The following is a 21809-nucleotide window of genomic DNA, read 5'->3' as shown; positions in this document are numbered from 1 at the left end:
TTAATTTTTTAAAGCAATATAGGATAATATCCTATATTAGATATAGTCTGTTATTAATAATATTAGTATGGCTTGGCTTAATTTTCTTGTCAAGCCTATTTTTCTGCTTATACAATAAAGGAAGGGGTATGGATTTTTCGGGAAATGAGATAGATTGAGGTAGGAAGTTCGTTTTAGTTTTTTGGTATGGGCTGATCCTTTTGTCTTATACAGTTAAATTAAGATATAATTTGCTTCTGAGTTGCAAAGGTGAAGCAATAAATGTTAGGGAAAAAAGAGGTACCCGATGAAGAAGCAAAAATGACCGCAAAGAGCAACGAATGGGGCGCAACTAAAGAAATACAACAGATAGAAGAAGATAATGTGATTAAGAGACTATCCATTAGATAGATTGTATTGGTTAACAATTTAACGTAACGTAGTAGCCAGAGCCTAATGATACAAGAGAACTGTCCATGTGTCTGGAGAAAAGTAAAATCCACCAGGTGTGGATTTTACTATGACATTCATTTTTAATTATGTTCTTGACTTTTTATCTACAATACCAGACCCGATAAGATAATTATGGAAAAAGTATTCACCTGCTGCTATTAGTACACCTAAAACTAAATAGGCTGTTCCGTTTACCCTGAGACCTGTAGTGGCCATATCTACCAGGAAGAGGAGGACCATTGCCAGAACTCCATCGGCTATTGAGGCCACGATATTGCCGTAGTTTGGAAGTACATAGAGGTCACCTAGCAGATAATTAACCACTGTTCCGAGAACCGCCACGATAAGAGCCCATGTCCAATTATTGCCGGCTATTAAAGAAACTGCAATCCAGGAAGCAACAAAGGTCATGACCAGTTTTATAATAAGCGCTGTTGTAGTCTTACCCATTATAATCACCTCCCTATAAAAAAATAGTTTATTCTTTGAACAACTCCCTTCTCTGATAATCTGGCTTGTTTTTAATAAAAGTATGTAAAATAAATGATGTTTGCTGTAAAGGTCACTTCTCCTCAAAATAAAAAGGCAAAAAGGATCTGCCGGAAATCCATAAATATCTTTACTATAGCTCCACGAAAACAAGCATGATATAATTGTTAAAAATTACAAACTACTTTGAATGCATTACTCGGAATCCGATTTTATTGCAATGACATGCAAATATTTTAATGAATGAAGGAGAGATAGATGAAATTAAAAGGTTTATTCATGCTGGCCATCTTTGCTTTTACCTTAGTCCTCCCTAGACCGGCTGCGGCTGCGCAAATTTTGGTTAATGGGCAAGAACTGAACGCTGTTACCGTAATTGAAAAGGGGACAACCTTGGTGCCCTTAAGGGCAATCTTTCAATCCCTGGGCGCTACAGTGGATTGGGATAACGAAACCCGGACGGTAACTGCGGTGAAAGGCGATATTATCCTCAAACTGCAAGTCGGCTCCCAAACAGCCTACCGCAATGGCCAGCCGTTGAACCTGCTGGTTCCGGGTAAGGTGATACAAGGCAGTACCATGGTACCGCTGCGTTTTGTGTCTGAAGCACTGGATGCAAAGGTGAACTGGGATTCTAGTGGAATCATTACGATTACATCACCGTCACAGTCCTTTGATGGAAAGGTGAATATCGTTCCGGTGAAAAGGGTGGTTAACAGCGATCCTTTGTACGAGGCGATATTAGCCGGACTGGAAGAGGTTAAGGATTCGGCTGTATTTGATTTGGATAATAAATATCAATACGATGTTAAGAAAGTAGAAGACATTTCCAAACAGGTGCTGGAAGATCATCCTGATTTAAGTTATATAAATTTTGTGGAAGTTAAAATAAAAACGGGGCCGGTTACTCGCGCGGAAATAAAGTATGATTACTCTTTTCCCACGGAAAAAGTAAAAGAGATGATAAAGGCGGTAGAGGCTAAGTCCAGAGAAATTATTAATGAAGTAATAAAACCGAGTATGTCTGATCTGGAAAAAGAAAAGGCGCTGCATGATTATGTTGTTCTCAATACAGCCTTTGATTATATCAATTATAAGAATAATACCATTCCCAAAGAATCCTATTCTGCCTATGGGGTTTTAATAAAGGGCGTTGGGGTTTGCCAGGGCTATGCGTCCGCCATGCATAAACTTTTAAACATGGCCGGAGTGGAAGCGAAATTCATTACCGGCACAGGAAAGGTTGAAAACCGTTCTGAGCCCCATGGCTGGAATCTCGTTAAAATAAACGGGCAGTGGTATCATTTAGATACAACCTGGGATGACCCGGCGCCGGATCGGCCGGGTAAAGTAAGCTATAAATATTTTAACCTTACCGATAGTGAAATGAGAAAAGACCATTCTTGGGAATGATCATGTAATATTGCCGTAAACAGAGGACGATTCTTTGATCTTAACTTGCGTTAGACCAAAGAATCGTCCTCTGTTTTGGTACGAAGCAAGCTGGTTTTAAGTTTTACGCCATCAATTTGTAATAAATATTCGTTATGATTACAGCAATAGATACTTCTTTTTGGGGGAGCCAGTGATGAATGCTGCCGGTACAGATTGAATCCCGACAATTTGAAAGGAGAAAAGTTTGAAACATTGTAGTATAAGCAGCCACCGGAAAAAGGGCGCAACAAACCAAGCGTCCAAAGGCGGCGAAAAATTAGAGGGAACGGCTATTGTGTAGGAACTGAAACAAGGTAACCTTGTCGCTGCAAGATAAAAATGGCCTGATCAACAGAAACTTCGCGGTGAACCGGGGGTCTATCCTCTTTGTGGTAAAGTTCCTGGTTGTACGGCTCGCTCTTTTTTAAAATGTTGTAGATGGCAGTCAGCAGCATTCTGGCAATAGCGATAATCGCTTTTTTGTGACCGCGGCGCTTTTTTAGAGAAATGTAACGGTTCCGGATTTCCGGGTTCTGCTTGGCGCGAATCGCACAGAGTGCACATTGTACGAGTAGCGGCTTGATGTAAGCCCCAGCCCGGTTGATTCTGGTGGTTTTCTTCTTAGCGGGGCTCTCGTTGTTCTGCGGCGTAAGCCCGGCCCAAGAGCATAAATGCTTGGAGCTGGGGAACACGGACATATCCACTCCGATTTCCGAGATAATGCCGATGGCGGCAAAGGATTGGATACCCGGGACCGTCAGGACAAGGTTGAGTTGAGGGAGATACTTTTCAGCAATGGAAAGGATGAGGGATTCCAGATTCAACTTGCACCGTTCGAGATTGTCCATGTGGGAACGGATGATGCGTAGCTTTTCAGCTTGCTCAGCGCACATCTCTCCGTCCACAGCAGCGAGGACTTGCTCATCGGTAGCCTTCATTCCCTTGGTACGAAAAGCGGATACGTCTGTCATTTTCTCGGATGGCTTTTCCAAAAGCCGAGAGGTAATCGCAGAGGCGGCTTTACCGAACACATCGGAGAATACATCATCCAGCTTGATGTTCGAGACGGTCAGACAATTCTGCGCCCGGTTTTTCTCTCCGCTGGTGAAACTGGTGAGCTTCCAGCGGTATCGCACTAAGTCCCGGAGCTGGCGTATGTCGGCAGGTGGAATGAAGCTGCCGGAAACCAAGTCGTGCTTGAAGATGTCGGCAATCCACTTGGCATCTTTCTTGTCGGTCTTCTTCCCCCGAATGGCCTTAACGTATTTGGGATGGGCAAGGACGATTTTGCATGTTGGCTCCAGTATGTTGTAAATGGGTATCCAATACTTTCCGGTGGATTCCATACAAACATCACAGCAGCCGTTTTCGGAAAGCCATACGGCACAACGTCGCAGGTCCCCTGTAAAGGTAGAGAACCGTTTGCTCTTATAGGCGGTAACGCCTTGGCCATTGGTGGAGGCGATACAAGCTACAAGAAAGGACTTGTGGACATCCACATCCCACAGCAGATAGGGTAAACGATTTTGAGCATAACACATCCCCTCGAAACAGTATTTAAGGGAACAAGCAGGGACTGGGCGCTCACTGAAAGATTGAAGTAGTCCGTCTCTCCAAAGATAAGTTTACAGGGTTCAAAGCCCTACTCATTTGTGCTTGAAAGAGCTCCCGGCACACATAAATATACGGTCTAGCCTTCGGCTGTGCACACTCACCTCCACGTGCTCTGTAGTGTGCCTGTTTCCTCAAGCACATTCTAACAAATTACGACCAGCTGCGTTAGAGGCATCGGTTTCATTTCTCTTTTGTGCCTTGCAGCGCAGCGGAAAGGTATGGTCATAAATATGGATCATCAGTTGATGATTGCTTTTGCCCTCTGTACCCTGGCGGGCTTAAGCACAGGTTTTGGCAGCCTTATTGCCTTTTTTACAGACCGGACCAATACCAAAATGCTGTCCCTAGGCCTGGGCTTTTCCGCAGGGGTTATGATCTATGTGTCTATGATGGATCTTTTACCCCAGGCCCGGCATCAACTGGTTTTAGGGGGAGAAGGAGTTCTTGCCGATTGGATGGTGTTGGGCGGCTTTCTGGGAGGCATGCTGCTGATTGCCTCCATTGATAAATTTGTACCGGAACCGGTTAATCCTCACGAGCTTCAACTGGTTGGAGATTTGGCCGGACCGGCGGAGGAGAAGGGCCAGGAGGGTTTAAAAAGGGTCGGCTTGTTTACCGCCCTGGCCATTGCCAACCATAATTTCCCCGAAGGAATGGCAACCTTTGTTTCAGCGCTGCAGGATCCTTCTATTGGGGTGGCCATTGCCTTGGCGGTAGCCATTCACAATATTCCCGAAGGGATGGCGGTGGCTTTGCTGGTGTTTTACGCCACAGGCAGCCGTAAAAAGGCTTTTTTGCATTCCTTTTTATCCGGTATGGCGGAACCGGTGGGGGCGGTGGCCGGATATCTGCTGCTCCTGCCTTACTTAAACTACATCACCTTTGGGATTGTTTTTGCGGTCATTGCAGGCATTATGGTATATATTTCACTGGACGAACTTCTTCCCGCTGCCAGGAAGTTCGGTGAGCACCATTTATCCATTTATGGAGTGATCGGTGGAATGATGATCATGGCGGTCAGTTTAATTTTATTATAATAAACAGCCTGGAAGGACTTTGAAAATTAAGCGGCCGCCATTTTATGCTTCCCATAAGGATTTTTAAAAAAGCATTGCCTCATAATAATGTAACAGCTATTTTGAAATGGGGTTAAAGGGAATGATCACCGGTGCTAAAGAACTGGTTTTGGAAGGTTTAAACTGTGCCTCCTGCGCAGCCAGGATAGAGGAAAGAATAAAAGCCTTGGATGGAGTTACGGATGTGCATGTAGATTTTACAGCCAAAAAACTTACCCTGGAGACCGCCGGGGTAGAGGATTTGGAACGGGTGATTACTGAAGTGAGGGCAATCATTCGTCAAATGGAACCGGATGTGGTGGTAACCGAAAAAAGGGTGGACTTTAGCCGGCAAAAGTCTTTTCTGTTGATGGGGCTGGATTGTGTCAATTGTGCCGCCAAGATTGAGCAACAAATAAAGAAAATATCCGGCGTCCAAAGTGCCGTAGTAAATTTCCCGGCTAAAAAATTGATGGTAGAACTAGCCCATAACAGCCCTGAGACCGAGATTTATCAACAGATTAAACAAAAAATAGACCGCATTGAACCAGGGGTTAAGGTTGAGCAATTGTCCCTGGCGGAAAAAAAGATGAATCCCCGGGAAGAAACCAAGGCTGAAAGGAAAGGGACCCTTCGCCTGGCTGCCGGGGCGGCGCTGTTTGCGGCAGCTTTAATCTTTAACTTTACCACTCCGGTGGAAATCGTCCTTTATGGGCTAAGCTACCTGCTGGTGGGCGGTGAGGTCTTATTAAAGAGCGCCCGTAATATTGCCCGGGGAGAGGTGTTTGACGAAAATTTTTTGATGAGCGTGGCCACCCTGGGCGCCTTTGCTATCCGGCAGTTTCCGGAGGCGGTAGCGGTGATGCTGTTTTACCAGGTGGGGGAACTGTTTCAGGACTATGCGGTGAACCGCTCCCGCAAGTCCATTGCCGCTCTGATGGATATCCGGCCGGACAGCGCCAACCTGAAGGTTGGGGATGAAGTCAAACCGGTTCCTCCGGAAAGCGTTAACATTGGAGATATCATCGTGGTAAAGCCCGGTGAGAAGGTACCTCTGGACGGCAAAGTTATTGAAGGAAAGTCTTTGGTGGACACCTCCGCCATGACCGGGGAATCAATGCCCCGGGAAGTGGTACCGGGGGCTGAGGTGTTGTCGGGTTTTATTAATAAAAGCGGCCTCTTTTCGGTGGAGGTCAGCAAACCTTTTGCCGAGTCCACTGTCTCTAAAATCCTGGATTTGGTGGAGAACGCCGCCGGCAAGAAGGCGCCCACAGAGAACTTTATCACCAAATTTGCGCGCTATTATACTCCGGTGGTGGTCTTCGGAGCCTTGGCCATCGCACTGCTGCCGCCCCTCTTAATTCCTGGAGCTACTTTCCAGCACTGGATATACCGGGCGCTGGTGGTGTTGGTTATCGCCTGTCCCTGCGCCCTGGTCATCTCCATCCCTCTGGGCTTTTTCGGCGGCATTGGCGGGGCCTCCAGAAACGGCGTGCTGATTAAAGGCGGCAATTATCTTGAAGCCCTGAATGATGTGAAAATTGCGGTTTTCGATAAGACCGGCACGCTGACCCAAGGAGTATTCAAAGTAACCGGAGTGGTGCCGGAAGAGGTCTTTAGTAAAGAGAAGCTGCTGGAATATGCTTCTTTTGCCGAGGCGCATTCCAGCCATCCCATAGCCCGGTCCATTGTCGAGGCCTATAACCGGTCGGTGGATACCGAGAAGATTGAGGACTATGAAGAGATTTCCGGGCACGGTATTAAGGTAAAGGTTGAGGGCGAGGAAATTCTGGCGGGCAATAGCAAGCTAATGCAGCGGGAAGGCGTTGCCTATTCCCAGGACAAAATCATCGGAACGGTAGTTCATCTGGCGGTAAATAAGAAATACGCCGGTTATATCGTGATATCGGACGAAGTGAAAGAAGATTCCGCCACGGTAATGAAAAGGCTGAAGGAGATGGGCGTGCGAAAACTGGTGATGCTTACCGGCGATAACCGGGAGGTCGGTCAGGCGGTGGGCCGGTCCCTGGGGCTGGACGAGATTCATGCCGAACTGCTGCCGCACCAGAAAGTGGAGCAGGTGGAGCGGCTAAATCGGGAAAAGGGACCAAAGGAAAAATTGTTGTTTGCCGGTGACGGCATCAATGACGCTCCTGTTTTAGCCAGGGCGGATATTGGTGTGGCCATGGGCGGCCTTGGTTCCGACGCCGCCATTGAAGCAGCGGATGTAGTCCTGATGACCGACGAACCTTCCAAACTGGTTTCCGCCATGCAAATAGCTAAAAGAACCAGAGGTATTGTCTGGCAAAACATTATCCTGGCTTTGGTGGTAAAAGGAATCTTTTTGCTTCTGGGAGCCGGCGGGGTGGCTACCATGTGGGAAGCGGTCTTTGCCGACGTAGGCGTGGCCCTGCTGGCCATCCTGAACGCCATGCGGGTGATGCGTTTCAATCCGGTGTAATAATAAATAGCGAATGGGAATAGAACACGAATTGAACGGATTATACGGATTTTTAAAGATTAAAAAAATCCGTATAATCCGTGTTTATTTTTTTATTTTTTAGAAAAGAAGGATTCTTGCAAAAGAACGGAGTTGTGTTCGTTTTGCAAGAGTCCCTTAATGTTTTATGGGGATAAAATAAAATTTAATGATCCATTACAAAAAACAGGTGACAAAAAGTAACTTCCGTAATATTATAATATTAAAGTGATTGTTTGAATGTTTGATTAAGAAAGTTTCTCAATAATGGTTAGAGGAGGGATGACTGTGCAAGGAATCCATAACCATAATCAAAAAACGCACGGCGGATGTGGCTGCGGCAATTGCTCCCATACCGCAGAAGAAAATGCGGAGGTAAAGGATGCGCAGATGGCCCATTCCGGCGAGGGAGTACTGCCTGATAAAAAGCGAAATCCTTTATCCGGTGTTACATTAGGGAAGATAGATTATAGTACGGCCCTGACCAGAGAGTCCCATAGCATGCCCCAAAAACCGGAGGCCCTTTTGGAGCAAAGACAGCAGGGGCAAAAGAGCCGGTTCCGCATAAGCGGCCTGGACTGTGCCGATTGCGCCGCTAAATTGGAGAAAAGAATCAAGGCCCTGCCCGGTGTGACAGAAGCCAGTATTAACTTCGGAGCGGGTAAAATGACCGTCAGCCACACCTCGGCTCTGTCATCCATCTTGGAGGCCGTGAAGGCCGCCGGCTACCAGGCTCACTTAGAGGGAGGACAAAAAACCACGGTTTTCCGGATAAGCGGGATGGACTGCGCCGATTGCGCCGCCAAGCTGGAAAAAAAGCTCCAGGTATTAAGCGGTGTGACGGAAGCAAAAATTAACTTTGGGGCAGGAAAATTGACAGCGAAGCACACAGCCTCGACAGAAACCATTTTGAAGGCCATCGAGAATGCCGGTTTTCAAGGCCGGTTGGCTAACGAAGAAAGGAAGCCGGTGACGAAAAGTTTCTTCGCAGAGATCAAGATGATTCTAACGGTTCTGTCGGGCTTATTGGTTGGGGCAGGCTTTATCCTTTCTTATCTTAACATGCCGGATTTCATGGTAACGGCGGTTTATCTTGCCGCTATGATCAGCGGAGGGTTTTACACAGCCAGGAGCGGTTTGTATTCCCTCAAGTCATTGTCCTTGGATATGAATTTCCTGATGATGGTGGCGGCCATCGGCGCGGCAGCCATCGGGGAATGGGCGGAAGGAGCCACGGTGGTATTCCTGTTTGCCCTGGGCAATACTCTGCAGGCTTATACCATGGATAAAACCCGCAACTCCATCCGGGCGCTGATGGATCTCTCCCCCAAAGAGGCTTTGGCACGGCGCAACGGTCAAGAGGTACACCTGCCGGTGGAGGAATTGGTGGTGGGGGACATCATCATTGTGAAACCCGGTGAGCGCATCCCTATGGACGGTGAAGTGCTGGCAGGACGAACCGATGTAAATCAATCCTCCATCACCGGGGAGTCCATGCCGGTGGAGAAAACTGTTGGCCATGAGGTTTATGCCGGTACCATCAACGGTCAGGGGTCCATAGAAGTTAAAGTCACCAAATTGGTAAAAGACACCACTCTGGCTAAAATCATTAATCTGGTGGAAGAGGCCCAGGCCCAGAAGGCGCCGTCCCAGCAGTTTGTGGATGTGTTTGCCGGATACTACACACCGGCGGTGATTGTCACTGCCGTCCTGGTGGCCTTGCTGCCCTGGCTTCTTTTCGGACAACCGTTTCAGCCTTGGTTTGAGCGGGCGCTGATTCTGCTGGTGGTTTCCTGCCCCTGCGCCCTGGTGATTTCCACCCCGGTGTCCATTGTAGCCGCCATTGGCAGCGCCGCCAAAAAAGGCGTGTTAATCAAAGGCGGGGCCTATCTGGAAGAGGCCGGAGCTTTAAAAGTAATTGCCTTTGACAAGACCGGTACACTGACCGACGGCAGGCCGGAAGTGAACGCCGTCATTCCTGTTGGCAGCTTTGACTCTCAACAGGTAATGGAAATTGCCGCGGCTATTGAAAACCGCTCCCAGCACCCGCTGGCGGAAGCCATTTTAAGATATGCCCGGCAAGAGAACATCCCGGTGCCGGAAGGCACGGATTTTCAATCCTTCACCGGCAAGGGCGCCGCATTGCGGTTAAAGGGTGAACAGTACTACATCGGCAACAGCCGGTTATTTGAAGAGATAAAGGTATCCCTAAACTATCTGCAAGAACAGATTACGGCATTGCAGCAACAGGGTCAGACCGTAATGATTTTGGGCAGCGGCCAAGAGGCTTTGGGTCTTATTGCGGTGGCGGATAAAATCAGGGAGAGCAGCCGGGCCGCAGTGGCGGGAATGTACCGGGCGGGCATTGCCAAATTGGTGATGCTAACCGGGGATAATGCCGGAACCGCCCGGGTGATTGCCGGGGAACTGGGCATTGACGATTTTCGAGCCGAATTGCTTCCTGAGCATAAGCTGACAGCCATTCAACAATTGCAGAAGGAGAGCGGTAAGGTAGCCATGGTTGGAGACGGAGTCAATGACGCGCCGGCTTTGGCCACTGCCACTGTGGGCATTGCCATGGGCGGAGCCGGTACGGATACCGCCCTGGAAACCGCAGACATTGTACTCATGGCGGACGACCTGACCAAATTACCCTATGCCATGCACTTGAGCCGCCGGGCTCTGAGCATTATTAAACAAAACATCGGCTTCTCCCTGCTGGTAAAGGCTGTCTTCCTGGTGGCCACTTTCCTGGGAATGGCCAATTTGTGGATGGCGGTTTTTGCGGATACCGGCACCGCCCTGCTGGTAATTGCCAACGGTATGAGGTTGATGAAGGTGGGAGATCCCTATACTGAGACGACTGTCCGGCCAAAGCAATCCACTGTAGCCTGCCCCAGCCTATAGAAAGTAAAAGCGTACTATAGCCCAAGCCCGCATCCATCGAACGGATGCGGGCTTTTGGCATGTTGTTTTAACAGAGGAAAACTTCTTTTGTTCTCTTTTATATTTTAATGCTGTCTCAACGCAAACCAAGGAAAAAGTACAGGGACGCTTTTGGCGGTTGCTGTATACAATAGACCACGAGAACCCTTTCGCAGGTCTTATGGCCGGATTTTTAAAGGGTATGGATATTATTTACAAACAACTTAATGCAAATTTAAAGTTGTTATATGGGCGGATTAGTGGTAAAATTAGAATATAATTATATAATCTATATTTTTTAGCATCATAGTAAAAGCCTTAAAGATAGAAAATTGTTCCAAGAAAGGGGGAGGACTTCGTGGTACCGGGAAAATCCCGGATTTAAAAAGAACCAACAGGAAATGATCCGTTGGTTAGTAAAGGAGGTATAAGTAAAAACACTAGCTGAATAGGTTTTACAGGCAATCTTACCGAGGATGGTCCTTGTTGTGGTAGCAGCCTGTATTTTTTTATCAGGTTTCATTGATCCGATGTCTGGCAATGATGAAAATCGGTCTCGGGTTATTCCTCCTAGGAGTAACGGCTGTGATGTTACCCTTAGGAGAAATAATCGGTTCCGAACTACCCCAACGGGATTCTTTTATCACTTGGAGTGTAAAAAGTGGTAGGGATTGTCTGCCTAAGAATCCTTAAAAGGGCGGTGATGCAAAAATGATGACAGTAGGATGTGTTTATAGAATTTTAGATACCACTCCCAACTTAATCAACCAAAACGCAACCAATCAAGAAGTCATTGATACCCTAATACAAAAAGGATCTCCTTTTATGCATTCAATTTATGTTGTTGATGATGATGAGCGATTAACGGGGATCATAACACTGCAGATTGTTTTAGACAGCATTATGCTTCGTTTAGGATATACTCCGCAAAATATTAAAATCACTGAAACACTTTTTAAATATTCGATTTTCGGGTCGGCAAAGGACATTATGAAGCATGCCCTAGGTATCTATGTAAAAAAAGAAACTTCATTAGAGGAAGCCTTGAAACTAATGGCTGATTATAAATTAAGTCAACTACCGGTAATTAATGATGATCGAAAGGTGATTGGGGACTTAAATATTTTTGAGGTGCTAAAGCACATTTACTAATAAGCAATTATAATGTTCCCAATCAGTAGACTAAAAAGAATTTTAAGTGTTTTAAAAGACGACGATGCCGGAGGTTGTAAAAAGCCTCCGGCTGTTCTTGGCAGGTCATTATCAGGGATTTCACCGTTTTAGGTGCGGTCCCATCCCTTAGAAAAGTAAGCGTCCTATCGAAGAACCTTTACTTCGTATCCACGATGGAGCCTCCTCGCCCTTCTAGTTCGGCGCAATTCGAATAGGGATATTTGGATTTTCACTTTTTTATAATATCAATTTTAAATTGGGTGGTGTGTTTCTTATCCCCTCTCTTGATTCTCAGTAAACTGCGTGCTGTACTGCTTGTCCAACAGGATACCAGGCAATTGGATTAAAGCTTGATATATGAGAGGAAGTTGCGAATGTCAAGAGAATTATTCAACAAATTAAAAGAATCCGCTCAATCGGTTTTACCGATTAGCTTTATTGTATTTGTTTTGCACTTTACCATATCCCCCATGCCCTTTGGAACTTTAATGCTGTTTATAACCGGCACCATTTTACTGATTGCCGGTATGAGTATCTTTACCTTGGGAGCGGATATGGCCATGATGCCCATTGGCGAAGCTATTGGTTCCGAATTAACGAAATCACGGAAACTTTGGCTGATTATTCTCAGCGGTTTTATTCTTGGCGTGGTGGTTACCATCGCTGAACCGGATTTGCAAGTCCTGACCAAGCAGGTTCCGGCCGTTCCCGATTTTGTTTTGGTAGCTTCCGTGGCATTTGGTGTAGGCCTCTTTTTGATGCTTGCGCTTTTACGGATCATTTTTCAGCTTTCCCTTTCCCGGATGTTTATCATATCTTATATTTTGGTATTTGCTGTTGCGGCCTTTGCGGCTCCGGACTATTTAGCCATTGGCTTTGATTCCGGGGGTGTGACCACAGGACCCATTACAGTTCCCTTTATTCTTGCCTTGGGTGTCGGTATTTCAGCAGTTAGAGGCGGAAAAAACTCGGAGGAAGACAGTTTTGGCATTTGTGCGCTGTGCTCAATCGGTCCGGTTCTGGCTGTACTGATTATGGGCATGTTCTTTGATTCATCGGCTTCCGGTTATGCCTTTGAAACCACAGAGAACGTCAACAGCTTTAAGGAACTGCTTGCTCTCTACGGCCTGGGTTTTTTACAGTTTTTCCAAGAGGTTTTAACGGTGCTACTGCCAATTTTAGTAATCTTCGGGCTGTTTCAGGTGGTACGCTTAAAGCTATCCAAAACAAAACTAATACGAATCGTAATCGGGATTGTTTATACACTGATTGGACTTTCCATCTTCTTAACCGGTGTAAATATCGGTTTTATGCCCGCAGGAACCTTCCTTGGCCGGGAGATCACTGATTTATCCTATAACTGGGTGCTTATTCCCCTTAGCGCGGTGATTGGCTTCTTTGTTGTATATGCGGAACCCGCAGTGCATGTGCTTAATAAACAGGTTGAAGATATAACCAGCGGCGCCATATCCAAGAAGATGATGATGTACGGCTTATCCATGGGTGTAAGTGTTGCCCTGATCTTGTCGGTGGTTCGTATATTGACGGGCATTAGTATCTGGTATTTCCTGATTCCCGGTTACTTGGCCGCTTTAATACTCACTTTTTTCACGCCTAAAATATTTACGGCCATTGCTTTTGATTCCGGCGGGGTCGCGGCGGGAACCATGACGGCTGCCTTTCTGCTTCCTTTCGCTGTGGGAATTTGTGAAGCCGTTGGTGGAAACATTATGACGGACGCCTTTGGCATTATTGGCATGACCGCCATGATGCCTTTGGTAACCATACAAATCCTGGGGTTGATTTATAACATCAAACTGCGTCACAATAAAGAGCTGGAGGCCGAATTGGAATTTTCCATGGAAGATTCATTAAATGACTATGATATAATAGGCGCAAAAGACCAAGGCCTTTTAACCGAAACGGCGGGTACAGATGAGGACCGAACAAGATGAAATCATAGAGCCCGGGATTAAAAAAGAAGTGGGTAAGAAAATCACTGAACCCCCGGTATAGGGCGAACGGGCAAGGACAGAAAAAGTGATTGACAGCGGTTGAAGAAAGCCTGTGGGTCAGATCGAAAGGAGGAGTCACAATGCCCCCAGATAAGTCTGAAACTGCATCGATGGTTCTCATGGTGGTCGTTGTTAACAGGGGAAAGGGAGAAAAGATTGCCAGCCTCTTTGTGGACCATGGTGTAACCTTTAATTTGCTTACATTAGGTAAAGGAACCGCAGATAAAAAAATATTGGTGTATTTGGGTTTGGGTGAAACAGAAAAAGATATATTGTACTGTACCATGCCCTTGGAAACGTCCAGGCTTATGTTTGAAAAGCTGAATGAGCTGAACCTGAGTAAACCCGGTAAAGGGATTGCCTTTAGTATACCCATCAGCGGTGTTGCAGACGCAGCCTCATGCAAGCGATTGCAGGGCGCAGCACAGAAACGGGGAGGAATATCGATGGAACTGCCCTTCAAATACAATTTAATCATCGCAGTTACAGGCCAGGGATATATGGATGAAGTCATGGACGTGGCAAAATCTGCCGGAGCCTCCGGGGGAACCGTGGTGCACGCCAGGGGAGTTGGCCTAAGGCAGGCCGAAAAGTTTTTCGGCATATCCATCCAGCCGGAAAAAGAGATGATTTTTATACTGGCCAAACAGGAACTTTGTCAAGGAATTATGGAGACAATTACGGAGAAGATGGGTCTTAAAACCGATGCCAAGACCATTGTCTTTTCTCTCCCGGTCAACGGAGTGGCCGGACTGCCGTCCTCCGACATTTAAGGAGTAGAAGGGCAAGAAGCCATGGGGCCGGCTGCATCATTCCCGGCTTAACATGAAAGACGGCCTCAGGCCGTCTTTCATGTTAAGCGGTAATTTGTGAATCGTCCCTTTCCTTGGCGGTGTCCAGCGGTCCGGCATATTTTTCCAGGGCCCTGCCCGCCACGGCGGGAGAGACCATGGTGCCGGGACCTCCAATGCAGCCTCCTTCGCAGGCCATGCCTTCAATAAAGGTAAAACCATTGCCATCGGTTTTTTTGGCTGAAAGCTTAAGGGTGGTCAAACACTGGGATAAACCCTGTACCTGGGATATATCAACAAGGATGCCCGATAGATGCCGCTGCACGGCGGCGCTGACCCCGCCGGAGCGGGCAAACAGCCGTCCATAAGGGGAGGCGTCCTGCATATCCGCAGGCAATTGGGCGGCCGGGTCGATCTCGGCGGCCTGCAGAAGGGCGGCCAGCTCCTCAAAGGTTAATACCCAATCAATTTCCCGGCTGTCCGCTGCCTCCGCTTTTTTGGCAATGCAGGGGCCGATAAAAACTGTGGTGACTTTATCTTCATATTGCTTTTTAACCAACTGACCTACCACCTTCATGGGCGACAGGCAAGCTGAAAGATTGCCGGTTAGTTCAGGCATTTTTTGTACGATGGCCCGGGCGTAGGCGGGACAACAGGAATTAGTCATTAAACCGGCATCGTAATGGGCTTTAATTTCTTCCGCTTCCTCTTTGGCTACCTGATCGGCGCCCAGAGCAGCCTCCACCACCCTGTCAAAACCAAGACGCAGCAGGGCGGATTTAATATGGCCGGGAGTCACCTTAGGTCCAAACTGTCCGGCAATGGCCGGAGCGATAATGGCCACCCGGGGCTGCTCCTGTTTACGAAGGGAATCAATGACATTGAGCATTTGAGAAGTGTCCGTGATAGCTCCGAAGGGACAAACGGTGACGCACATACCGCAGGAAACGCACTTATCCATATCCAAAACCGCCTTGCGGGAATCATCCACTTTGATGGCCTTGATGGTACAGGCCCGCTCACAGGGACGGGTAATCTCAATAATGGCATTGTAAGGACAGGCTTTCGCACACTTTCCGCATTCAACGCAGGAATTTTGATCAATAAAAGCTCTGTTTTGAATGACCGAAATAATCTTTTTGGGGCAACTGTTCCGGCAGGGATGGGCAACGCAATTTTGGCAGGCGTCGGTTACGATATATTTGTTTAAAGAGCAGCCGTTGCAGGCTTCTGAAATGATGGTGATGGGTGACGTTTTGGCTTCGCCGATAACAATACGAATTCGTTCTTCCACAATGGCCCGCTCTTTGTAAATGCAGCAGCGGTAACGGGCCGGACCGTCCGGAATCAGTTCCTTTACCAGAGCAGCCATGTCAATGCTAGAGGGTCCTTGATCCAAGGGCCTGTTGAGAGCCCGGCGGGCTACTTTGGTAAAGATATTGCGTCGCAGGATGGTGATTTCAGAAACTGGATTCATGGAATGCCCCCTCCAGTATGGAATTATATTAAATAAAATTATCGCATGCTGATTATAACTGTGTCAATTTCTAGACAATAAGTTGCAATTTCTTAAAATATCTGTTGATTTTGAAAATAACTATGTATTAAATTTGATATATTTTAAAAAATTAAGATAATTGGCAATAGAACGATTGTAAAAATACCAGAATCCGGCAAGGATTTTGTATCTTTCATAAGAATATATTAAAATAAACTATTCCATTTTGGAGGTGCTTAATTTGTCCTTATGCATCGGAGTTCTCTACGGGGGACGTTCTGCAGAAAGGGAGGTGTCATTAAACAGCGGAGAGGCCGTATATCAGGCCCTGGTAGCCGCCGGGTATAAAAAAGTGGTTAAAATAGATGTAGGTTATGATTTAGTTGAACAGCTAAAGGCTCAAAAGGTAGAGCTGGCTTTTCCCGTTCTGCATGGGAAATACGGGGAGGACGGAACCCTGCAGGGTTTGCTGGAAATGATGGATATCCCCTATACCGGAAGCGGTGTTTTGTCCAGTGCCCTGGCCATGAATAAAATTGTCACCAAAAAAATTTTTACCTTAGAAGGAATTCCCACTCCGGATTTTACGGTTGTGACCCGCCGCCAGGTTTTGGACCAAGGACTGGAAGCGGTGGCCAAAGAGGCTTTAGCAAAAATGGGGGTTCCGGTTGTAGTCAAAGCCAACACCCAGGGATCCACCATCGGTATTTCCTTTGTGCATAAAGAAGAAGAAATGGCTTCCGCCATTGAGTCTGCGTTAAAATATGACTCAGACGTTTTGATTGAAGAGTATATTGAAGGAATGGAAGTCACCGCTTCCATTTTAGGCAACGAGAATCCGGTTGCCCTGCCCCTGATTGAGATCACCTCGGTCACCGGCGTTTATGACTATCAGGCCAAGTACACTCCGGGCATGAGCCACCATATTATCCCCCCGGGGCTTCCGGAGGAGGTTCAGGAAAAAATTAAAAACCTGGCGGTTAGAGCTTTCCAGTCCCTGGGCTGCAGGGGGTTGGGGCGGGTGGACTTTATGGTGGGGGAAAAGGGGATTTATACCCTTGAGATTAATACCCTGCCCGGCATGACCGGCACCAGCCTGTTTCCCGATGCGGCGCGCTATGCGGGCATTGAATTCCCGGAAGTGGCAGACCGGCTGGTCAAACTGGCTTTAGAATTCAATAAGCATCAACCGGGCTAAAAATCCCGCCTCAGGGTTACAGAAAGGTGGAAATGGTTAAAGTTATAACATATACGGAAGGAATTTTGTCGCCCCTTACAGAATTGTCTTAATAATGAGCCCATTTAGGGCAACTAGGGGGGTGGCAAAGTGGAGGACAAGCAGCAAAAAGAACTTCGCTGTATCATGTGTGGACAAGTTTTAGAGGTTGAACCAACCAGTGAGTGGGAAGAGGAAGATGATTTTATTCCCAAACCGAAAAAAAGCGTATCCTTTTGCCAGTTGTGTGAGGCCAAACTGCGCAAAGAATCAGACGATCAAATGAAGGGAAGAAAGCCCATGTAGCTGGAGAGCCGCTGCATGGCAAAAGTAACCGGAGGTGTTCTTATTGAATCGTGGGTCACGATTTACTCTGGGCCTGACCATTCTGGTCATTGCCTTAATCGTGTCTTTAATAGGCTGGGGTGCCGGATTGTATATCGACTGGTTATGGTTTGGCGCGCTTAAATACCGGCAGGTCTTTATTACCACCATGGTTTCCGACATCGGCTTGCGGGTCCTGGCGGGTTTGGCCTTGTTCGGGCTGTTGTTCTTAAACCTGATGTTAACCAGGAACTCAGTGTTACAGGCCGTTAAAGCCATCAAATCCTTTCGGCCCTTTCATCCGGAAGACGACAATGTCATTACCATTAATCAAACCGACTGGAGGGAAAGCATTACCTCCGGAAGATTAACGGCTGCCTTTATGGTAATCAGCCTAATTATGGGATTTTTTTACAGTTCGACGGTCGCCGGGGACTGGCCCACGGTATTAAAATTCTTCAATCAAACCCCTTTCAACATTCAGGATCCCATTTTTAACCGAGATGTTGGTTTCTATATTTTCAGCCTGCCCTTTTATTTATTCCTATACCGATTGCTGGTTTCCGCCATTTTAATCAACGCCTTTTTTGTGGCACTGGTCTATCTGGTGACCGACACGGCGAGGGGTGGTTTGGCCAAGATATTCCGCTTTGCCAGTGCCAGAAATCACCTGTCCGCCCTGGCTGCCTTATATTTTATTGTCAGGGCCTGGGGTTACCGCTTAAATCAGTACAATCTGCTGAATTCATCCGGCGGGGCGGTGCACGGAGCCGGCTATACCGATATCCATGCAACCTTGCTGTCTTATAAGATATTGATCGTTCTTTCCTTATTAACAGCGGCTGTCATTCTGGCCAATCTGTTTCTCAAACGGGCCCGTTTAACCGCCTACGCCATTGGCGGACTGATCTTGGGTTCGGTCCTGCTAACGGGCGTTTATCCGGCGCTAATTCAGAAGTTTGTGGTGGTGCCCAACGAGTTTACCCGAGAAAAACCCTATATTACCAATAATATTAAGTTCTCCCAGATGGCTTATAATTTGAACGAAGTGGAACGAAAGTCCTTCCCGGCCGGCCGGACGCTGACTGCCGGGGATATCCAGGAAAACCAGAACACCATTGAAAATATCCGTCTTTGGGATTGGCGGCCGCTGCAGCAGACTTACGCTCAACTGCAGGAAATGCGGCTGTACTATGAATTTAAAAACATTGACATTGACCGGTATCAAATTGACGGCCGATACCGCCAGGTCATGCTGGCCATGCGGGAAATGAACCAGGAGCAACTGCCCGATCAGGCCAAAACGTGGATTAACCAGCGCCTGAAATATACCCATGGTTACGGTGTGGCCATGAGTCCCGTGAACGAGGTATCCGGCGAGGGGATGCCCCATTTCTTCCTGAAAGACATTCCCCCCACCGCCTCCACGGATATTAAAGTCACCAGACCGGAAATTTATTATGGAGAGTCTAACGACGGGTATGTCATCGTCAATACCAAAACCGAAGAGTTCGATTACCCCGAAGGGGATGAAAACGCCTACACCCGTTATGAGGGTACCGGCGGTGTCAAGATTGGCAACTTTTTTAACAGAATCATGATCGCCTTGGCCATGGGCGACTATAAAATGCTGTTAACCAGTGATATCACCGCAGAGAGTCAGGTTTTATTCAACCGCAACATCAAAGAGCGGGTTTCCAAAATTGCTCCCTTTTTAAGTTACGATAGCGATCCTTATCCGGTCATTAATACCAAGGGTGAAATCATCTGGATGTGGGATGCTTATACCTTGAGCAACATGTATCCCTATGCCGAACCCTTTGACAACAGGGGCAACAACTATATTCGCAATGCTGTAAAAATAACCATCAACGCTTATAACGGAGATGTCAATTTTTATATTGCGGACTCCAAGGACCCGGTGATTCAAACCTACAGCAAAATCTTCAAGGGCATGTTTAAGCCCATGGACCAGATGTCGGCTGATTTAAGGGAACATATTCGCTATCCGGAAGACATGTTCTTGATTCAGTCCCGGATGTATGCTTCCTACCATATGGCGGATCCGCAGGTCTTTTATAACCGTGAAGATAAATGGACCATTCCTACCGAGAAGGTAGGGGACGAAGAGCAGGTCATGGAAGCATATTATACCATCACCGTTCTATTGGGTGAACAAGAGCCGGAATTCGTGCTGATTATGCCCTTCAACCCCCAGAACAAAAAGAACATGGTGGCCTGGATGGCGGCCCGTTCGGACGAAGAGAACTACGGCAAACTGATCGTCTATGAATTCCCCAAACAGGAACTGGTTTACGGCCCTATGCAGGTTGAAGCCAGAATTGATCAGGATACTACCATTTCTCAGCAGTTGGCCCTATGGAATCAGAGTGGATCATCGGTTATCCGGGGTAATCTGCTGGTAATCCCGGTCAAGGATTCCCTAATCTATGTGGAACCCATCTACCTGCAGGCCAGACAGAGTAAAATGCCGGAACTGCGGCGTGTGGTGGTAGCCGCAGGGGACCGGGTAGTCATGGAACCCACCCTGGATCTGGCGTTACAGAGGATTTACGGCGAGAATGTAAGTTTGCCGCCCAGTACAGGTCAGGCTCCCCAGGAAGAGACAGGGCAGCCGGAAGTTCCGGCATCTCTTCAGGAACTGGCCGGGGAAGCCGGCCGCCTCTATGACGAGGCCCAGAACAAACTAAAATCCGGAGACTGGGCAGGATACGGGCAATCTTTAGACCAACTGAAAGCAGTTTTAGAAAAAATGCAAGCCCAATCTCAATAAGGGATAAAAGAGGTGGCGCCAGGCCTGGTGCCACCTCTTTCTGTGTCTGAAAATTGTACATATTATTGACCCCTTCTAGACATCTATTGGCTGACATTTTAGTTGACAGTTATTGCTTAACTAAGTAAAATTGTGATAAGTTCTTATACATAAAGGGGGCGTAGAATGGAAATCGAATTCTAAATGTTTTAACAAATTATCTGTTGAAAGAATGAACATGGAGGGGAAAAGATGAGGAGAGCAGGAGTAAAGAAGGGGTTATTTTTACTGGTGGTCTTGTTGATGGTGAGCTTCGTTTCCGGTTGCAGCGGCGGCGGACAGGAGTCCAAGGCCCAGGAGCAGGCTTCCGATGTCATTAAAATCGGCGGCAATTATGAGTTGAGTGGACAGGTTGCCACCTATGGGAATTCTGCCAAAAACGGTATTGAATTATATTTTGATGAGTTAAATGCCAAGGGCGGCGTATTAGGCAAGAAAATTGAGTTTATTTGCCTGGACAATAAAAGTGAGGCCACTGAAGCGGCCAACGTGGCTTCCCGTTTGATTAACCAGGAGAAAGTGGTGGCTATTTTAGGAAGTATCACTTCCGGCAATACCATGGGCTTTGCCCAAATTGCCGAGGACAATAAAATTCCTGCCATAACCTCCGGTGGAACTAACCCTGACATCACTGTCGATCCCAACACCAAAAAGGTTCGTGAGTACATTTTCCGGTCGGTGTTTATCGATCCCTTCCAGGGCACGGTGATGGCCACCTTTGCTACCAAGACCTTAAAGGCCAAAACCGCGGCTGTCTTTGTGGAAAATAATTCTCCTTACAGCAAAGGGTTGGCGGAGTATTTTATAAAATCCTTTGAAGAACAGGGCGGAAAAATTGTAGGCAACGAGGCCTTCCTGAGTGAGGATCAGGATTTCAATGCCACGCTGACCAAAATTAAATCGGCTAAGCCCGATGTGGTGTTTGTTCCCGCCTACTATGAGCAGGTGGGGAAAATTGTGAAGCAGGGCCGTGATCTTGGCATTACCGTACCCTTTATGGGCGGGGACGGCTGGGATTCTCCCAAACTGGCTGAAATTGCCGGAGCCAAGGCTTTAAACAACGGCTATTTCAGCAACCACTATTCTCCGAAACAGCAAGATCCCATTGTGCAGGACTTTGTAGCCAAATACGAAGAAAAATATAAACAAACTCCGGATGCTTTAGCGGCTTTGGGTTATGATGCCGCTATCCTGCTGGTGAAGGCCATTGAAACGGCCGGCAGTGCAGAGCCTGAGAAAATTAAGGACGCTTTGGCAGGTCTGAAGGATGTGCAGGCTGTAACCGGTAAGTTTACCTTTGACGAAAATCATAACCCGGTTAAGGGTGCCGTAATTCTTGAAATGAAAGACGGCGAACAGGTATTTAAAGAGCAGATCATCCCCTAAGGAAGAGGCAAAAATCAACCTCCATGGCCACAATTGCGGTTATGGAGGTTTTGTTTTTTGAACCTTCATTTCATTTGCCATGTTGCCCCGGTGGTGGGCAAGAATAATTCGGGATGCCATCATTCTCGGGTTATGGTAAAATAAG

General features: G+C 47.2%; 15 protein-coding genes and 1 pseudogene. 13 read left to right on the top strand and 3 right to left on the bottom strand.

Annotation, left to right across the window (positions count from 1 at the left end; translation table 11 throughout):
- Nucleotides 1-261 precede the first annotated feature (261 nt).
- Complete coding sequence (locus DESRU_RS21485) at nt 262-390, top strand: hypothetical protein (protein WP_013842199.1); 129 nt, start codon at nt 262-264, stop codon at nt 388-390.
- A 126-nt stretch (nt 391-516) separates the two neighbouring features.
- On the opposite strand, the gene DESRU_RS11090 is transcribed toward DESRU_RS21485, so the two are convergent.
- Nucleotides 517-882 carry a DUF2512 family protein gene (locus tag DESRU_RS11090; protein ID WP_013842198.1) on the bottom strand — a complete coding sequence of 122 codons (366 nt, stop codon included), beginning with the start codon at nt 880-882 and terminating at the stop codon, nt 517-519.
- Nucleotides 883-1179: 297 nt separating this feature from the next.
- On the opposite strand from DESRU_RS11090, the gene DESRU_RS11085 reads away from it, so the two are divergent.
- Entirely contained in the window at nt 1180-2334 is a 1155-nt protein-coding gene (locus DESRU_RS11085; RefSeq protein ID WP_013842197.1) for a stalk domain-containing protein, read from the top strand.
- Between the two features lie 311 nt (nt 2335-2645).
- Here the strand turns inward: DESRU_RS11085 and DESRU_RS11080 are convergent.
- Nucleotides 2646-3889, bottom strand: a pseudogene (locus tag DESRU_RS11080) (IS110 family RNA-guided transposase).
- A 298-nt stretch (nt 3890-4187) separates the two neighbouring features.
- On the opposite strand from DESRU_RS11080, the gene zupT reads away from it, so the two are divergent.
- From zupT to DESRU_RS11050, 7 genes are all read left to right on the top strand, one after another.
- Nucleotides 4188-5006 (top strand): zinc transporter ZupT, encoded by an 819-nt coding sequence (zupT, locus tag DESRU_RS11075; protein ID WP_013842196.1) that lies wholly within the window; start codon nt 4188-4190, stop codon nt 5004-5006.
- A 106-nt stretch (nt 5007-5112) separates the two neighbouring features.
- Nucleotides 5113-7485: a heavy metal translocating P-type ATPase gene (locus DESRU_RS11070; RefSeq protein WP_013842195.1), complete on the top strand. Its 2373-nt coding sequence runs from the start codon at nt 5113-5115 to the stop codon at nt 7483-7485.
- 300 nt (nt 7486-7785) lie between these two features.
- A complete protein-coding gene (locus DESRU_RS11065; protein ID WP_238446277.1) occupies nt 7786-10410 on the top strand; it encodes a heavy metal translocating P-type ATPase in 2625 nt (874 codons plus the stop codon).
- Nucleotides 10411-10950: 540 nt separating this feature from the next.
- On the top strand, nt 10951-11121 hold the full coding sequence (locus DESRU_RS21775) for a DUF1538 family protein (protein WP_419763369.1): 171 nt from the start codon (nt 10951-10953) through the stop codon (nt 11119-11121).
- An 18-nt stretch (nt 11122-11139) separates the two neighbouring features.
- A complete protein-coding gene (locus DESRU_RS11060; protein ID WP_013842193.1) occupies nt 11140-11580 on the top strand; it encodes a CBS domain-containing protein in 441 nt (146 codons plus the stop codon).
- A gap of 395 nt (nt 11581-11975) precedes the next feature.
- A complete protein-coding gene (locus DESRU_RS11055; RefSeq protein WP_013842192.1) occupies nt 11976-13556 on the top strand; it encodes a DUF1538 domain-containing protein in 1581 nt (526 codons plus the stop codon).
- Between the two features lie 140 nt (nt 13557-13696).
- Nucleotides 13697-14389 (top strand): P-II family nitrogen regulator, encoded by a 693-nt coding sequence (locus tag DESRU_RS11050; RefSeq protein WP_013842191.1) that lies wholly within the window; start codon nt 13697-13699, stop codon nt 14387-14389.
- Nucleotides 14390-14471: 82 nt separating this feature from the next.
- On the opposite strand, the gene DESRU_RS11045 is transcribed toward DESRU_RS11050, so the two are convergent.
- Nucleotides 14472-15884: a monomeric [FeFe] hydrogenase gene (locus DESRU_RS11045; protein WP_013842190.1), complete on the bottom strand. Its 1413-nt coding sequence runs from the start codon at nt 15882-15884 to the stop codon at nt 14472-14474.
- Nucleotides 15885-16146: 262 nt separating this feature from the next.
- Between DESRU_RS11045 and DESRU_RS11040 the strand changes: the two genes are divergently transcribed.
- The 4 genes from DESRU_RS11040 (at nt 16147) to DESRU_RS11025 (ending at nt 21664) form a co-directional block, all read left to right on the top strand.
- Nucleotides 16147-17103 (top strand): D-alanine--D-alanine ligase, encoded by a 957-nt coding sequence (locus DESRU_RS11040; RefSeq protein WP_013842189.1) that lies wholly within the window; start codon nt 16147-16149, stop codon nt 17101-17103.
- A gap of 129 nt (nt 17104-17232) precedes the next feature.
- A complete protein-coding gene (locus tag DESRU_RS11035) occupies nt 17233-17427 on the top strand; it encodes a hypothetical protein (RefSeq protein ID WP_013842188.1) in 195 nt (64 codons plus the stop codon).
- 43 nt (nt 17428-17470) lie between these two features.
- Nucleotides 17471-20239: a UPF0182 family membrane protein gene (locus tag DESRU_RS11030; RefSeq protein ID WP_013842187.1), complete on the top strand. Its 2769-nt coding sequence runs from the start codon at nt 17471-17473 to the stop codon at nt 20237-20239.
- A gap of 231 nt (nt 20240-20470) precedes the next feature.
- Nucleotides 20471-21664, top strand: a complete 1194-nt coding sequence (locus tag DESRU_RS11025; RefSeq protein WP_013842186.1) for an ABC transporter substrate-binding protein — start codon at nt 20471-20473, stop codon at nt 21662-21664.
- The last annotated feature ends 145 nt before the right edge of the window (nt 21665-21809 follow it).

The sequence above is a fragment of the Desulforamulus ruminis DSM 2154 genome, from assembly GCF_000215085.1.
Classification (GTDB): Bacteria; Bacillota; Desulfotomaculia; order Desulfotomaculales; family Desulfotomaculaceae; genus Desulfotomaculum; species Desulfotomaculum ruminis.
The sequence above is the reverse complement of the archived record's forward strand: the minus strand, read 5'-3'. Positions and strand labels throughout refer to the sequence as shown.

What these genes read in the sequence shown, in the direction of transcription:
- DESRU_RS21485 (WP_013842199.1), top strand. Translation starts at nt 262, where the DNA reads ATGTTAGGGAAAAAAGAGGTACCCGATGAAGAAGCAAAAATGACCGCA.
- DESRU_RS11090 (WP_013842198.1), bottom strand. Translation starts at nt 882, where the DNA reads ATGGGTAAGACTACAACAGCGCTTATTATAAAACTGGTCATGACCTTT.
- DESRU_RS11085 (WP_013842197.1), top strand. Translation starts at nt 1,180, where the DNA reads ATGAAATTAAAAGGTTTATTCATGCTGGCCATCTTTGCTTTTACCTTA.
- zupT (WP_013842196.1), top strand. Translation starts at nt 4,188, where the DNA reads ATGGTCATAAATATGGATCATCAGTTGATGATTGCTTTTGCCCTCTGT.
- DESRU_RS11070 (WP_013842195.1), top strand. Translation starts at nt 5,113, where the DNA reads ATGGGGTTAAAGGGAATGATCACCGGTGCTAAAGAACTGGTTTTGGAA.
- DESRU_RS11065 (WP_238446277.1), top strand. Translation starts at nt 7,786, where the DNA reads ATGACTGTGCAAGGAATCCATAACCATAATCAAAAAACGCACGGCGGA.
- DESRU_RS11060 (WP_013842193.1), top strand. Translation starts at nt 11,140, where the DNA reads ATGATGACAGTAGGATGTGTTTATAGAATTTTAGATACCACTCCCAAC.
- DESRU_RS11055 (WP_013842192.1), top strand. Translation starts at nt 11,976, where the DNA reads ATGTCAAGAGAATTATTCAACAAATTAAAAGAATCCGCTCAATCGGTT.
- DESRU_RS11050 (WP_013842191.1), top strand. Translation starts at nt 13,697, where the DNA reads ATGCCCCCAGATAAGTCTGAAACTGCATCGATGGTTCTCATGGTGGTC.
- DESRU_RS11045 (WP_013842190.1), bottom strand. Translation starts at nt 15,884, where the DNA reads ATGAATCCAGTTTCTGAAATCACCATCCTGCGACGCAATATCTTTACC.
- DESRU_RS11025 (WP_013842186.1), top strand. Translation starts at nt 20,471, where the DNA reads ATGAGGAGAGCAGGAGTAAAGAAGGGGTTATTTTTACTGGTGGTCTTG.